The sequence below is a fragment of the Sphingomonas sp. P2_B6 genome, assembly GCF_056404755.1.
The window spans coordinates 144,083-157,812 of sequence record NZ_JBFUDK010000001.1; the positions used below are offsets into that span (position 1 = coordinate 144,083).

Annotated in this window: 13 protein-coding genes; 6 read left to right on the forward strand and 7 right to left on the reverse strand. The window is 66.3% G+C overall.

Annotated elements, in window-relative coordinates:
- Nucleotides 1-40 precede the first annotated feature (40 nt).
- Nucleotides 41-784 carry a glycine zipper domain-containing protein gene (locus AC1DX5_RS00715; protein ID WP_478013748.1) on the reverse strand — a complete coding sequence of 248 codons (744 nt, stop codon included), beginning with the start codon at nucleotides 782-784 and terminating at the stop codon, nucleotides 41-43.
- Nucleotides 785-1,120: 336 nt separating this feature from the next.
- Here AC1DX5_RS00715 and AC1DX5_RS00720 point away from each other — a divergent pair, with 336 nt between their 5' ends.
- From AC1DX5_RS00720 to AC1DX5_RS00745, 6 genes are all read left to right on the forward strand, one after another.
- Nucleotides 1,121-2,281, forward strand: a complete 1,161-nt coding sequence (locus tag AC1DX5_RS00720) for a pyridoxal phosphate-dependent aminotransferase (protein WP_478013749.1) — start codon at nucleotides 1,121-1,123, stop codon at nucleotides 2,279-2,281.
- 5 nt (nucleotides 2,282-2,286) lie between these two features.
- Entirely contained in the window at nucleotides 2,287-2,391 is a 105-nt protein-coding gene (locus tag AC1DX5_RS00725; RefSeq protein WP_478013750.1) for a tail fiber protein, read from the forward strand.
- Nucleotides 2,392-2,407: 16 nt separating this feature from the next.
- Nucleotides 2,408-2,809 (forward strand): GFA family protein, encoded by a 402-nt coding sequence (locus AC1DX5_RS00730; protein ID WP_478013751.1) that lies wholly within the window; start codon nucleotides 2,408-2,410, stop codon nucleotides 2,807-2,809.
- 22 nt (nucleotides 2,810-2,831) lie between these two features.
- The gene (locus AC1DX5_RS00735; protein ID WP_478013752.1) at nucleotides 2,832-3,215 is read left to right on the forward strand and encodes a nuclear transport factor 2 family protein; all 384 of its coding nucleotides are present in this window, start codon (nucleotides 2,832-2,834) and stop codon (nucleotides 3,213-3,215) included.
- A gap of 86 nt (nucleotides 3,216-3,301) precedes the next feature.
- Nucleotides 3,302-3,748 carry a hypothetical protein gene (locus AC1DX5_RS00740; RefSeq protein ID WP_478013753.1) on the forward strand — a complete coding sequence of 149 codons (447 nt, stop codon included), beginning with the start codon at nucleotides 3,302-3,304 and terminating at the stop codon, nucleotides 3,746-3,748.
- A gap of 153 nt (nucleotides 3,749-3,901) precedes the next feature.
- Entirely contained in the window at nucleotides 3,902-5,485 is a 1,584-nt protein-coding gene (locus AC1DX5_RS00745) for an ABC-F family ATP-binding cassette domain-containing protein (RefSeq protein WP_478013754.1), read from the forward strand.
- 15 nt (nucleotides 5,486-5,500) lie between these two features.
- Here AC1DX5_RS00745 and galE read toward each other — a convergent pair whose 3' ends face one another.
- The 6 genes from galE to AC1DX5_RS00775 all read right to left on the reverse strand — a co-directional run bounded on the left by galE (nucleotide 5,501) and on the right by AC1DX5_RS00775 (nucleotide 13,728).
- Complete coding sequence (galE, locus tag AC1DX5_RS00750) at nucleotides 5,501-6,502, reverse strand: UDP-glucose 4-epimerase GalE (protein ID WP_465175815.1); 1,002 nt, start codon at nucleotides 6,500-6,502, stop codon at nucleotides 5,501-5,503.
- Between the two features lie 108 nt (nucleotides 6,503-6,610).
- Nucleotides 6,611-6,988 (reverse strand): hypothetical protein, encoded by a 378-nt coding sequence (locus AC1DX5_RS00755; protein WP_465172015.1) that lies wholly within the window; start codon nucleotides 6,986-6,988, stop codon nucleotides 6,611-6,613.
- A 398-nt stretch (nucleotides 6,989-7,386) separates the two neighbouring features.
- A complete protein-coding gene (locus AC1DX5_RS00760) occupies nucleotides 7,387-8,628 on the reverse strand; it encodes an NHL repeat-containing protein (RefSeq protein WP_478013755.1) in 1,242 nt (413 codons plus the stop codon).
- Between the two features lie 38 nt (nucleotides 8,629-8,666).
- Nucleotides 8,667-9,851, reverse strand: a complete 1,185-nt coding sequence (locus AC1DX5_RS00765) for a hypothetical protein (protein ID WP_478013756.1) — start codon at nucleotides 9,849-9,851, stop codon at nucleotides 8,667-8,669.
- A gap of 10 nt (nucleotides 9,852-9,861) precedes the next feature.
- The gene (locus tag AC1DX5_RS00770; protein ID WP_465172012.1) at nucleotides 9,862-10,731 is read right to left on the reverse strand and encodes a cupin domain-containing protein; all 870 of its coding nucleotides are present in this window, start codon (nucleotides 10,729-10,731) and stop codon (nucleotides 9,862-9,864) included.
- 66 nt (nucleotides 10,732-10,797) lie between these two features.
- Nucleotides 10,798-13,728 carry a TonB-dependent receptor domain-containing protein gene (locus tag AC1DX5_RS00775; protein ID WP_478013757.1) on the reverse strand — a complete coding sequence of 977 codons (2,931 nt, stop codon included), beginning with the start codon at nucleotides 13,726-13,728 and terminating at the stop codon, nucleotides 10,798-10,800.
- Nucleotides 13,729-13,730 lie beyond the last annotated feature (2 nt).

Consider the following 13,730-nt stretch of genomic DNA (forward strand, 5'->3'; position numbering starts at 1 on the left):
TTGGCGCTGGGCACGCCTTTAATGGGGTCGGCCCCGGCCGTCACCAGCGGCGATGGCGATAATAGCCCCGGCCATAGCCGCGATAATGATAGGGCCGGGCATAGCCGTAGTGGCGGTAATACCAGGCGTGATAGGGATAGGGCCGATAGCTCCAGCGGCCTTCATAATAGACCCAGGGCCGGTACCAGCCCGGCGCGGCGTACGTATAAGGGCCGTCATAATAAAAGGCCGGCGCGTCGTTGCGCACGACGAAGCCGGGCGGGCAGCCGGGGCTGGTGTCGTAGCGGCTCTGGTCGCCGAGCGCGGCACCGCCGGCGGCACCCGCGACGCCGCCGATGATGGCACCCGCGCCGCGATCGTGCCGGCCGGCGATGCTCGACCCGAGCAGCGCGCCGAACACGCCGCCGATCACTGCGCCGGCAGTGGAGTTGCTGCGGGCCTGGATGCAGTTCCTCGCCGACCAGTCCTCGGCATAGGCCTCGTAGCGGCGGTCCTGGTCGTACTGCGCCGCGTCGGCCTGATCCGCCACATAGCCGGGCGGCGGCGGGGGCGGTTCGGACCCGTCATAGCCGGGCGGCGGCGCGTCATCCTGCTCGTCATAGCCCTGTTCGGGCGGCGGCGGCGGATCCCGATAACCTTGCTGCTGTGGCGGCGGGTCGCGATAGCTCGTCTGGGGCGGTGGCGGCGGATAATCCTGGGCGGAAGCCATCGAGGCGGAGATCGGGGAGATCGCCGTCACCAGAGCGACCAGGGCACAGGCAGTTCGCCGAATCGACCGGGACATTCAACCACATCCTTTTTACCACAGCGCCAGCGCCGATGCGCCTTTTCGGGTGAACGATTGCTGACCGGATGTACGCATGGCGAGGTTCGAGACGATCGCGCATTTCGCCCTTCTCCCCTCCCGCTTGCGGGAGGGGTCGGGGGAGGGCCTGTAAGAAGGAATTCACCGTTTGCGGACACGCCCTCCCCTAACCCAGCGGGCGGTCTGACGAGGTCAATCATGCCCAGCATGATTGAGGGATTGCCGGGGGCAATCCCGGCCTCGCCGGACCGCCAGCTCGCAAGCGGGAGGGGAATTGTAGATTGTGCCCGGCCGCTCAGGCGCTAAGCGGGCCGCATGTCAGCCGAGATCGATCCCTTCCACGCCATCGCCGTCAGCCGGCTGGCGCACCGCCTGTCGGCCGAGGGCCGGTCGGTGATCCATATGGAGTTCGGCCAGCCCTCGACCGGCGCGCCGGCCGCGGCGATCGCGACGGCGCACCACGTGCTCGCGACCGACGGCATGGGCTATTGGGAGAGCATGCCGCTCAAGGCGCGGATCGCGCGCCATTATAACGAGGCCTATGGCGTCGCCATCGACCCCGAACAGGTGGTGCTGACCTGCGGGGCCTCGCCCGCCTTTGTGCTGGCGCTGTCCTGCCTGTTCGCGCCGGGCGACCGGGTGGCCTTCGCGCGGCCGGGTTATGTCGCCTATCGCAACACGGTGAAGGCGCTTCACCTCGTGCCGGTCGAGATCGGCTGCGGCGAGGCGGAGCGGTTCCAGATCACCGCTACAGCGATCGAGCGGCTCGAGCCGGCGCCGCAGGGGCTGATCCTCGCCAGCCCGGCCAACCCGACCGGGACGATCATCGCGGCGGACGAACTGGCGGCGATCGTCGCGGTGTGCCGCAGGCGAGGCATCCGCATCGTCTCGGACGAGATCTATCACGGGCTGAGCTATGTCGGCCCGGCGCGGTCGGTGTTGCAGGAGGATTCCGACGCGCTGATCGTCAACAGCTTCTCCAAATATTTCAGCATGGCCGGTTGGCGGCTCGGCTGGCTGGTGGTGCCGCCGGCGCTGATCGATGCGGCGCGGGCGCGGATGGGCAATCTGTTCCTGACGCCGCCGTCGCTGGCGCAGCATGCCGGCCTGGTCGCGTTCGATTGCCGCGACGAGCTGGAGGGCTATGTCGAGAGCTATGCGCGCAACCGCGACCTGTTGCTCGCCGCGTTACCCGCGCTCGGGCTGAAGCGGATCGCGCCGCCGGACGGGGCCTTTTATATCTGGGCGGATATCGGCCACCTGACCGATGACAGCATGGACTTCTGCATGCGCCTGCTGGCCGAGACCGGGGTGGCGACGGCGCCGGGGATCGATTTCGATCCGGTGGAGGGGCGGCGGTTCATGCGGTTCAGCTTCGCGGTGTCGACCGACCGGGTGGAGGAGGCGCTGCGGCGGATCGAGCCGTGGTTCGCGGCGCAGGTGGGCGCCAGCGCTGGTGTGGCCAGCCTGAGCTAACCTATATGGAGTTGTTCGCGATGATCGGGAACGATGATGGCGGAGACGGTGAATCGACCTTCGCCGCGCCCGATCTGCGCGGCAAGGTGATCGTCGGCCCGGCCGGCTGACCATAGGGAGCAGAGCATGACCGACGAGAGGATCGCCCAGTGCATGTGCGGTGCCCTGAGCGCGACCTGCCGCGGGGAGCCGGTGCGCGTTTCCATCTGCCATTGCCTTGACTGCAAGCGGCGGAGCGGCAGCGCGTTCGCGTATACCGCGACCTATGACGCAGCCCAGGTCTCGACGCATGGAGAGCATGGCACCTATCGCCGGACCGGCGACGAGGGTCGCTGGGCGGATTTCCATTTCTGCCGCGGATGCGGGACATCGGTATTCTATGAGATCGAGGTGCGGCCGGGCATGATCTCCGTGCCGGCCGGCGGCTTTGCCGACCGGGATTTCCCCGAGCCGTTCGTCGAGGTTTTCGCAGAGCGGCGCGCGGATTGGTGCGTCATCCGCCCGACGGGGTCGCTGGCGGAAGAGTGACCATGCCCGAGGGAGAGGATGGATGGAGATCGACCCGGCGCACTTCGCGGCCGAATGGGCCGCCGCCTGGAATGCGCGCGATATCGAGGCGGTGCTTCGCCATTTCCATGAGGATGCCAGCTTCTCCTCGCCCTTTGCCGCGCTCGTCCTGCCCGGGAGCGGTGGCCGGCTGATCGGAAAACCGGCGATCAGACATTATTGGGCGATCGGCATCGCCAGGATTCCGGACCTTCGCTTTACGATAGACGCCGTGTTCGTCGGCGTGGAGTGCCTGGTCATCGCCTATACGAACCAGAAACAGGCCCGAGTATGCGAGGTACTGAAATTCGCGGGTCGCCTGGTGATCGAGGGGCATGGGACTTATGCGGAGGGTGTCGCCAATCCGACGGGAGCCCGCGACGGATAGCCTGCCCCTGCCCCCTTTCCTGCCGGATGCTGTCGCATGGTAGCGAAATCCGCTACCGGGTCGGAACGGAACAGGACCGATCACCGATGCTGAGCCAGCCCGAACAGGCCATACAGAATCTGGAAGAGGCGCGCGGCTTGCGCGCCGCCGGTACGCCTTATCGCGAGATCCGTCGCCGGCTCGGGCTCAGCGCCGGCCAGCTCGGCCATATTCGCCGGGCGCTGAAGCGCGAAAAGGGTGCGCGCACCCGGCTGCGCTCGACCAGCCCGGAGGCGACCGACCGCGATCTGCCGGTCAGCCAGTCCGTCCTGCCTCCCGGCTTGCGGCAAAGGCTGACGGCATCGGGATATCGAACGCTCGGCGACCTGGCGGACAGGCTGGCCGATCCCGACTTTCCCGGGCTGGAGACGATGCCCGGCATCGGCCCGCACCGGGCACGGCTGGTGAAGGGGCTGCTGGATCATTTCGGCCTGCTCCCTGGCCCGAGCGACTTGCAGGCCGACATCGAGCGGCTTTTCCCGGAGTTCCGATAGGGCGACCGATACAAGGGGGCTTCTCGCAACGCGCCGCCACCGCCTTTACCTCAAGCCTATCAGGCCGCTGACACCGGCCCTCCGACCGGATGTGCGCCATGACCTTGTCCCCGACCGCAACGCCAGTTCGCCTTGCCCTCGGGGACCTTCATCATGCCTGCCATATCCATTTCCCATCTTTCCTGGTCGACGCCTGACAATCGTCCGGTCCTGACCGATCTCGACCTGAGCTTCGGTGCCGAGCGCGCCGGGCTGGTCGGGCGCAACGGTGTGGGCAAGTCCACGCTGCTCAGGCTGATCGCCGGGCAAATACCGGTCCAGTCGGGCCGCATCTCGGTCAGCGGCACGATCGGTGTGCTGCGCCAGACCGTGCAGCTCTCCGGCGAGACGGTCGCCGACCTGTTCGGCGCGACCGAGGCACTCGCGCTGTTGCGCCGCGCCGAACAGGGGATCGCAAGCATCGACGAACTGGGTAAGGCCGACTGGACGCTGGAGGATCGCATCGCCGCGGCACTCGGCCGGGTCGGACTCGATGCCGGACCGGATACGGCGCTGACCGCGCTGTCCGGCGGGCAGCGCACGCGGGCGAGTCTGGCCGGCGCGATCTTTTCGGAACCCGATTTCCTGCTGCTCGACGAGCCGACCAACAATCTCGACCGGGAGGGGCGCGACGCGGTGATCGCGCTGCTTAACGGCTGGCGGGCCGGGGCGATCGTCGTCAGCCATGACCGCGCGCTGCTCGAAACGATGGACGCGATCGTCGAGATGACCGGCCTGGGCGCGACGCGCTATGGCGGCAACTGGAGCCGCTATCGCGAACGCAAGGCGATCGAGCTGGCGGCGGCGGAACGCGACCTGGCCGAGGCCGAGCGCCACGTGACCGAAGTGGCGCGGGGCGCGCAGGAGACGGCCGAGCGCAAGGCACGCAAGGACGGTGCGGGCAAACGCAAGGGCGCGAAGGGCGACATGCCGCGCATCCTGATCGGCGCGCGCAAGGACCGGGCCGAGGATAGCGGCGGCGAGAACCGGCGGCTGGCGGCGCGGCAAAGGACCCAGGCCGCCGAGGCCGCGACGGCGGCGCGCGAGCGGGTGGAGGTGCTGCAGCCCTTTTTGGTCACGCTCGCCCCGACCGGGCTGCCGGCGAACCGGATCGTGCTGGAAATCGATCGCGTGACGGCGGGATATGCGCCGGGCAACCCGGTACTGCGCGACCAGTCGCTGACGATCAGCGGGCCGGAGCGGGTCGCGCTGACCGGGCCGAACGGATCGGGCAAGACGACCCTGCTCGCGCTGATCACCGGCACGCTGCAGCCGTGGCGCGGGACGGTGCGGGTGCCGGTCGATCTGGCGATGCTCGACCAGCGGGTGAGCCTGCTCGATCCGGACAGGTCGATCCGCGACAATTATGCGCGGATCAACCGATCGACCGACGAGAATGCGTGCCGGGCGGCGCTTGCCCGGTTCATGTTCCGGGCGGAGGCGGCGTTGCAGATCGTCTCGACGCTCAGCGGCGGACAGATGCTGCGCGCCGGGCTCGCCTGTGTGCTGGGCGGTCCGAAGCCCCCTTCCCTGCTGATCCTGGACGAACCGACCAACCATCTCGACCTGGAGTCGATCGAGGCGGTGGAGGCCGGATTACGCGCTTATGACGGCGCGCTGCTGGTGGTGAGCCATGACGACGCCTTTCTCGAGGCGATCGGCATCACGCGGTGGGTCGAACCGGGCGGACCGTCCTGACGCGCGGCGGCGGCGCTATTGCTGGCCGCGCTGTTCCAGCAAGCGCTCCCAGGCGAGCGCATCCTTCACGATCGTGTCGAGATCGTCGAGCGCCGGCTTCCAGTCGAGCGTGGCGAGGATCGCGCGGTTGTCGGCGACCAGTTCCGCCGGGTCGCCGGGGCGGCGGCCTTCGAGGCGGCGCTCGATCTTCATGTTGGTGACGCGGTCGACCGCATCGAGCACCTGCTGCACCGAGAAGCCGCGGCCATAGCCGGCGTTGAGGAAATGATTGCGCCCCGGCTCGGCGATAAGCAGGTCGAGCGCGGCGACATGCGCCGCCGCAAGATCGCTGACATGGATATAATCGCGCACGCCAGTCCCATCGGGCGTGGCGAAATCGGTGCCGAACACCGAGACCCCGTCGCGCTTGCCGGTCGCCGCCTCGACCGCGACCTTGATGAGATGGGTGGCGCCCGCGGTCGACTGGCCGCTGCGGCCCTTCGGGTCCGCGCCGGCGACGTTGAAATAGCGCAGCGCCGCGAAATTGATCGGGTGCGCGGCGGCGACGTCGCGCAACATCGCCTCGGTCATCAGCTTCGACATGCCATAGGGATTGATCGGCGATTGCGGATCGCCCTCGGCGATCGGCACTTTTTCGGGTGTGCCATAGGTCGCTGCGGTCGAGGAGAAGATGAAGTGGCGCACGCCGCACACCACCGCGCTTTCGAGCAGCGCGCGGCTGGCCGCGGTGTTGTTGCGATAATATTTGAGCGGATCGCTGACCGATTCGGGCACCACGACCGAGCCGGCGAAATGCATCACGGCGCGCACGTCATGCGCGCGCATCGCCGCGCGGACCGGGCCGTCCTCCTCGATACCGGCCCGGACCAGGGTGGCGCGGGGATCGACCGCCCAGTCGAAACCGGTGACGAGATTGTCGACGACCACCACGCGGTGTCCGGCGTCGAGCAGGGCGAGGACCGCGTGGCTCCCGATATAGCCTGCTCCACCCGTTACCAGCACCGCACCGTTCAGCATCATGATCTCCCGCAAGGACGGAAAATCGTTAGGGCCTGCCTCCGACCTCCGCAACATCAGGAGGCTGGAGGCAGGCCCTTGGTGCGACCCGACTTTGTTAGTGCGCGCTCAGCAGCGGGCGAGGAAATCCTCCATCGCCTCATAGGCGGTGGTGGTCAGGCGGAGATAGGAGCGTCGGCCGTCATAAGGATCGGCCTCCCGGACGACCAGCGAGCGCTCGATCAGCAGCTTGACCCAGCGCAGGCCGGTCGACATCGGCTTGCCCGAGCCGATCGCGGCGCTCGTCACCGAAACGCGCTTGCCGCTGGCCTGAGCTATGTAGAGATCGAGCATCAGATCCCAGCCCGGATCGCCGAACAGCTCGTTGCCGAGCACTTCGTCGCGCAGACGGCGCTGGTTGTGAATGTGGCGCGCCTTTTCGATCAAACCGAATTCGGTACGCAGGCCGACCCGCATATGAGCGATCGGCAATTCCTGGATCAGCATATTGTTTTTCCCCGCTCCCCGGCGACCCGTCAACTATAAGGAACAATGCGGGAATACACGTTATGCCAAAGCCGGAACACCGTGTTCCACGGGGACATGTCATTCCCCTGGCGTGCGCCGGGCGTGAGGACGGGAAATCGGGCGCGAAAATAACGAAAATTGGCGGTAATAATCGGCGGAATTCCGCCATTTATTCAATATTGGCGCGGTAAATGCCGATACCAAGATGCGCCATCCCCGATGGTCGGGTGCGGTGGAACACCCAGGATGGAACACCTTCCGGGCAATGTGGAACACCGCGGAAGGCTGTTTGGAACACCTCCAGGTCGGGTGTTCCACGGGCCGGCGGCCTTGCCGGTCCGCCCGCGCCGGGTGCGGACGGACCGGTCCAGCCGCTTTTACTTCGCGATGCGGGTCACGCGGCCGACGCTGGTGTCGCCCGCCCACATGTTGTTCTGCTTGTCGAACACCCAATAGCTGGCTTCGATGAACTGGCCCTTGCCGATGCCCATGCCGTTGCCGGTGGCGCCGACGACCTTGCCGGTCTTGCGATCGAGCTTGAGGAACTGGCCGTCCTGGCCGCTGGCCATCCACGGTTCGCCATTGCGATCGAACTGGATCGCGCAGACCAGATTCTCGGTCGCGATCTGGCGGAGATACTCGCCTTTGCTGTTGAAGATGATGATGCGGTAATCCTCGCGGTCGCCGACCCAGACATCGCCGGTCCTGGGATCGACGCCCAGCCCGTGCGCGTTCTGGAACTTGCCGCGGCCGGTGTTGTGGCCGAACCACTGGCCGATATAATTGCCGGCCTTGTCGAGGTGAAGGACGCGGGCCGCGCCGATATTGTTGGTGGGATCGTCCGAATCCACCACGTTCGGGCTTTCGTTGCCATGGCCCTGCGCGATGTACATGTCGCCATTGGGGCCGAAGGCGATCATCACCGGCTCCCACAGCAGCCGCTGGCCCTTGCCTTCGTCCCAGTCACCCGGATGGCCGGAGGTCCCGATCGTCTGGAGCAGCTTGCCGTCCGGGCTGACCTTCTTGACCGTCGCATTGGCGGTATCGATGACATAGACATTGTCCTCGGCATCGATCGCCATGCCATGCGCCTTGTCGGCATGGCCGATCACGTCGTCACCGACCGTCATGGTCAGCTTGCCGGCGGGCGAATAGCGCATCAGCTGCGGGCTGCCGGCGGGCTTGCGCTGGAACACCCAGAGATTGTTCTTCGAATCGAGCGCGACCGCCGGCACGCCGCCAATGCCCGGCGGCAGCTGGATCGGATAGCTGAACTTGTAACCGAGCTTCTGTTCCCACTGGACACGCTGCAGCTGGCCGCGCTGCGGGCCGTTGCGGTTCTGGCACGCGGTCGAGTGCCGGCAGCCCTGGATCGTGTTGGGCCGCGCACCCGCCGCGAAGGGCGCCCCCTCCGGCCGCGGCAGCACCGTCACCACGCCGTTCGCGTCGACCGAGGTGCGGCCGCCCGGATCGGGGGCGGACCCTTGCAGGAACCAGGCCGGCGTCGCGCCGTCGGCCGGGCCCCGGGTCGGCGGCACGGTCTGCGCAAACGCACCCGTGACGAGCAGGATGGCGCCAAGCGTCGCGCTGGCGATCACGGGCAGGGTAGGTCGGATCATGTCACTCTCCTGGGTAGAAACGGGTGTTGACGAAAGATTTAGCGGCTTTGCGCGGTGCTGATCGCGCCGGGGCGGGTATCGAACTTCAGGGTGGCTCCCATATCCCGCTTCAGCGACGTGCCGTCGAAGCGATACACCTCGATCTCGCGTGCGACGGCGCCCTGCAATAGGATTGTTCGGCTATCCTTGCTCCAGGTCGCGCCCTGCCCCCATTGACCGGTCTGCGCCTGGGCGACGAGCGTCAGTATGGGGCCGCTCAGGCGATAGACCTGCAACAGGCCGAACGGGCTGAACTGCGCCGAGGTCGGGTTGGCGGAGGAGCCGTTGACCACCGTCACCTCGAGATAGCGCCCGTCAGGCGAGATCGCGACATGCTCGGGCGTCGGGCCGACCTCGACCCGGTTGACGACCTTGTCGGTCTTGAGGTCGATCACGCTGACCGTGCCGATCCGGGGCCCGCGTTGCGGCGGCGTGCCCTCGGGCGGGAGCGTGCCGAGCAGGTTGGTGCTATAGGCGTAGCGCCCGTCGCGGCTGAACACCGATCCGTACGGGTTGCCGCCGGTCGCATACATCGTGCCGGTGTCGGTGACCTTCGTGCCGTCGATCGCGAGGCGCCAGATGCCGTTGCCGCGCCGCTGCGTGACGAGCGCGGTCTTGCCGTCGGGGGAGATCGCGACGTCGACCGGCCCCGCCCTGGCATCGAGCTGCAGCTTGTCGGCGAGCGTCAGCGTCTTGTTCGCGATCGAATAGACCGAGATCGTCCCCTCACCCGTCGCCGCGACCAGCGCGAGCGTGCCCGCGCGGTTGATCGCCACGCCCGAGGCGCCGTCGCCGGCCTTGATCGTCTGGATCACCCTGGGATTGGTCGGGTCCTTCAGGTCGATGACCGAGACGGTGTCGTCGAGGATAAACTTCGAATTGTCGGCCGGATCGAACTTCTGCCCGTTGGTGACGATCGCGAAGCTCGCATCGCGGGCGACGCCGACGATGGTCGGCGGGCCGATCATGCTCACCGGCACCTCGACCTTGCCGATCACCCTGGGCGGATAGCTGCTCAGGTCGATGACGGTGACATTGTCGGGCTTCACGTCGCCCGGCTTCTGGCCGAGGCGGGGCTGCTTGCCGTCATTGGCGGAGATCGCGAGCTGCGCGCGCGCGCCGCTCGCACCAAGGCCGAGCGCGAGCCCGGCCAGAGTCAGTGCGATGGAAGGTCGTTTCATCATTTCGGCTCCATCACTTGGGCGGGGGCATGTTGGAGCGCACGGCGAGGATGCGCGCCGGTTTCGGGCTGGGCGCCTTGTCGTTGTAGAAACCGACCGTCGTATTCGCCCGGTAGTAATAAGCGTCGCCGGGTTTCGCCGGGAACTTGCCCTCGATCCCGTCCATCCCGCTGCCCGCGACCATCTGCCCCTTGCCGTCGAGCATGAGGTAGATCTCCTCCTGCGTCTCGTGATGGTGCGGGAAGTTGGTGGCGCCGGGCGCGAACTCCATGACGAACAGGCTGATCATGACATGCCCGGTCGAGAGCTTGTCGCGCGTGCTCTTGGTGTCGCCCATCATCAGCCGGTAGAGCGTGTCGAGCGGATGGCCGCCGACATTGACCAGGGGCACATCGGCGATGTTCGCGATCTTCAGCGTGTCGGGGATGGTCAGCGGCATCGCCTCGGGGATCCTGAAGCCCATGAAGGCGGCCTTCACGCCCTTTGGCCCGCCGTTCAGGCCGAACGCGACGGTCGGCGGCAGATAGAGGAAATCCTCCTTCTTCACCGGGAAGGTCTTGCCGCCGTACGAGATGGTGCCCTCGCCATCGAGGATCACGAACATATGCTCCTCGCGCGGATAGCGGACGAGGCTGCTCCTGCCGTTCGGGTCGACGCTGAGCTCGCCGAACCGGCTCATCGCCCGGAGCAGCTTGGCGTTGGCATCGCCCTCCCCGAACAGCGCCTTGTAATGCGCGGTGGGGCTGCTGATCGGCACCTGCACCGGCTTCACATCCGGCACGAAGCGGTGGAGGAAGGTCGGATCGACGGTGCGATGAGGATCGGTCTGCGAGACCGCCGGCGTCGTGCACAACAGCAATAGTGGAACCCAGAGTTTCTTCATGACTGCTTCCCGAGAATTCGGAGAAAACCGGCGCCCTCCCGCGAAGGAGGGCGCCGCGGAGGGGGCTCAATATTTCATGCGAAGGCCGATGCTGATGACCCGGCCGAGCGGGTTGGACCCGAACGGATCATAGCCATTGGCGGTGTTGGTGAAGGGCGGCGCCTTGTCGAAGATGTTGTTGACGTCGACATAGATCTCGCTGTCGCCGAGCATGCCGCCCTTCGAGAATTTATAGCCGGCGTGGCCATCGAAGGTGGTCCAGGACTTCACGATATCGCCGCCACCGGCGACGTTGCCGGCGGCGTCGAGGACCAGCGGGTTGACCGTGCCGCTCGCCCAGTTCTTGTAGGATCCGACATGGTTGGCGAAGAATTCGAGCGACGCGCCTTCATAGTTCCAGCCCATATTGAACCGCGCCTGGCGTGCGATCGACGGGAAGGTCGAATTGACGCCCACGGTGTTCAGGATGTCGAACTTCGCCCCGCCGACATAGCCCTGCTTGAACTTCAGGAACTCGGTCCACGAGCCGCCGAAGTCGAACTTGCCGATCCCGGTGTTGAATGCGTAGCTCGCCGAGATATCGAGGCCGGTGAGATCGAGATCGAGCGCATTCGATTGCGGACGGCGGAAGACATAATAGGTCGTACTGGGCAGCGCGGTGGTGATCGGCACGTTGTTGAACTGCGCCGCGAGTTGCGCCGGCGTGGCGCCGCTCGGATAGATCGTCAGCAGATAGTTCAGCGCGCCGTTGTTCAGGATGCAGCCCGGCGCGCAGGGTGAGGTGATGCCGCCGCGCAACTGGTTGTTGAACAAGGTGACCGACGCCCGGAAGCCGGGCAGGAAGGTCGGCGCCAGATCGATGCCGTACGACCAGGTCGTGCCTTTTTGCGGGCCAACATTCGGGTTGCCGGTATCGACCACCACACCCTGGATGTTGCTGCCGCCGATCGTGCAGAAGCCGTTCGAGCAGGGGATGCCCGGGATATTGGCGATCGTCGGGAAACGGGCGACCGACACCTGGGCGGTCGCGTTGGTCAGCGATACGGTCGAGTTGCTGTAGGTGCCGAACTGGTCGCCGACCGAGCGCATCGACGGTGCGACGAACGAACGGGCCCAGTTGGCGCGCAGCTTGATGCCCTGGACGATCTCCACATTGGCCGCGAATTTCGGGTTAAAGGTGCCACCGAAATCGCTGTAGTGATCGTACCGGCCAGAGGCGCTGAGATCGATCCGGTAGACGAAACTGTCCATGTCCGGCGAAACGACCGGGACCAGAAGCTCGCCGTAAACCGACTGCACCTGACGATCGAGCGGGAAATAGCGCTGAGTCGATCCCAGGCTGGCCGGTCCCGAATTGAGCGGCCGGACGACGGTCGTGTTCAGCACCCAGTTCTGCAACTCGCCGCCGACCGCGATCTTCACCGCACCGGCGGGCAGGTTGAACAGCGACCCATCGATGCCGGCGCGGAATTGCCGGATCGTGCTGACATGGCTGGTCGAGCTGCGGCTGTCGGTGAGCAAGGCGCGCACCGCCGCCGAGGTGCGGTTGGTCGCTGCGGGATTCCACACGTCGAGCGCGTTGGCGGCGGTGAGCGGCAGGTTCAGCGGGATCAGATTGGTGCCCGCCACCGGCGTCGTCATGCTGCCGTTGGTCTGCACCGTGCCGTTCAGCGCGAGCGTCGCGCAACTCGTGCACAGGCTGCCGTCCTGGGCCTGCGCCGTGCGATCCTCGCCGAACAGCGCCATGGCGGTGAAGCGGAAATTCTCGGTGAAATTCCATTCCGCATTGGCCGTCGCGATATAGGTCTTGGCGCTGTTGTCGGTATAGGCGCCCGGCCCGAGCAGATCGTCGGCATTCCAGCGGATCGTCTGGGTCGTAGCGGCGCCGGCATAGCCCGTCTGGGGGACGTAGAAGGGATTGGCCTGCGGACCCGTGCTGAACACCGTGGCCTGGATGCCGCCGCGGGCATTGTTGGTGAAAGTATCGCGATCCGAATAGACGAAGTCCCCGGACAGGGTCAGCGTGTCGGTGATGTCCTGCGACACCTTGATCATCGCATTATAGCGCCGTTCCCGGCCAAGGCGGTCGCCATAGGGCTGATTGTCGCACGGCGCGTTGGCGGTCGTGTTGGCGACCGACGTCGCCGAGCCCGGCGCGAGGTAGATATTGCCGCTGCCGCCCGGCTGGATGGTCGCGGGCGAGCAGTTGTAGCTCTGAAAATTGGTGCCACCCTCATCGATGTGGTTGGGCTGCAGATAGGGGCGGTTGTTATAGTCGTACGGCACCGCGCTCGAGCGCGAGAAGCCGAGCCCCAGCGTGATATATCCGCTGTCCCAGCTCTTCCCGCCCAGTAGGCCGAGGGCCACGGTGCGGTAACTATGGCCGAAGCCGACCTGCGCCGTGCCCATCACGCCGTCATAGCGCTTGCGGGTGATGAAATTGACCACGCCGGCGACCGCATCCGACCCGTAGGTCGCGGACGAGCCCTCGGCGAGGACCTCGACGCGCTCGATCATGATCGGCGGGACGATCGACGGATCGGGCAGGGCCAGCGAGGTATGGCCGAGCGGGATGCGATGGCCGTCGATCAGCACCAGCGTCGAGTTCGATGCCGAGGAACCGAGGCTGTGGATGGTCGGCGCATAATAGGAGTTGCCGGCATTCTGGCCGACGCCGCCACTGCCGATACCGGTGATCGCGGGCACCGTCTTGAGGATCTGCTGCACATTGATTGCGCCGGTCTGATCGATCGCCTCGCGACCGACCGAGACCAGATTGCCGCCGACCGGCGGCGCGCCGCGGATACTGGTGCCGGTGACGATGATGTCTTCCGGGTTCGAATCCGATGTGGATGGGTCTGCCGCCTGCTCGGTCTGGATGGTTTCCGGCGTGGTCGCCGGTGTCACCTGCGCCCAGGCCGTGGCGGACCACGACGTCGCTGTCAGAAGGATGAGTTTGGATGCGCCAAACAACAGGCCGCTATAGGTTTTCGCCATTT

Excerpts from the sequence above, each read along its gene's own strand:
- AC1DX5_RS00715 (WP_478013748.1), bottom strand. The coding sequence starts at position 784 with ATGTCCCGGTCGATTCGGCGAACTGCCTGTGCCCTGGTCGCTCTGGTG.
- AC1DX5_RS00720 (WP_478013749.1), top strand. The coding sequence starts at position 1,121 with ATGTCAGCCGAGATCGATCCCTTCCACGCCATCGCCGTCAGCCGGCTG.
- AC1DX5_RS00730 (WP_478013751.1), top strand. The coding sequence starts at position 2,408 with ATGACCGACGAGAGGATCGCCCAGTGCATGTGCGGTGCCCTGAGCGCG.
- AC1DX5_RS00725 (WP_478013750.1), top strand. The coding sequence starts at position 2,287 with ATGGAGTTGTTCGCGATGATCGGGAACGATGATGGCGGAGACGGTGAA.
- AC1DX5_RS00775 (WP_478013757.1), bottom strand. The coding sequence starts at position 13,728 with ATGGCGAAAACCTATAGCGGCCTGTTGTTTGGCGCATCCAAACTCATC.
- AC1DX5_RS00745 (WP_478013754.1), top strand. The coding sequence starts at position 3,902 with ATGCCTGCCATATCCATTTCCCATCTTTCCTGGTCGACGCCTGACAAT.
- AC1DX5_RS00770 (WP_465172012.1), bottom strand. The coding sequence starts at position 10,731 with ATGAAGAAACTCTGGGTTCCACTATTGCTGTTGTGCACGACGCCGGCG.
- AC1DX5_RS00755 (WP_465172015.1), bottom strand. The coding sequence starts at position 6,988 with ATGCTGATCCAGGAATTGCCGATCGCTCATATGCGGGTCGGCCTGCGT.
- AC1DX5_RS00765 (WP_478013756.1), bottom strand. The coding sequence starts at position 9,851 with ATGATGAAACGACCTTCCATCGCACTGACTCTGGCCGGGCTCGCGCTC.
- AC1DX5_RS00740 (WP_478013753.1), top strand. The coding sequence starts at position 3,302 with ATGCTGAGCCAGCCCGAACAGGCCATACAGAATCTGGAAGAGGCGCGC.
- AC1DX5_RS00760 (WP_478013755.1), bottom strand. The coding sequence starts at position 8,628 with ATGATCCGACCTACCCTGCCCGTGATCGCCAGCGCGACGCTTGGCGCC.
- galE (WP_465175815.1), bottom strand. The coding sequence starts at position 6,502 with ATGCTGAACGGTGCGGTGCTGGTAACGGGTGGAGCAGGCTATATCGGG.
- AC1DX5_RS00735 (WP_478013752.1), top strand. The coding sequence starts at position 2,832 with ATGGAGATCGACCCGGCGCACTTCGCGGCCGAATGGGCCGCCGCCTGG.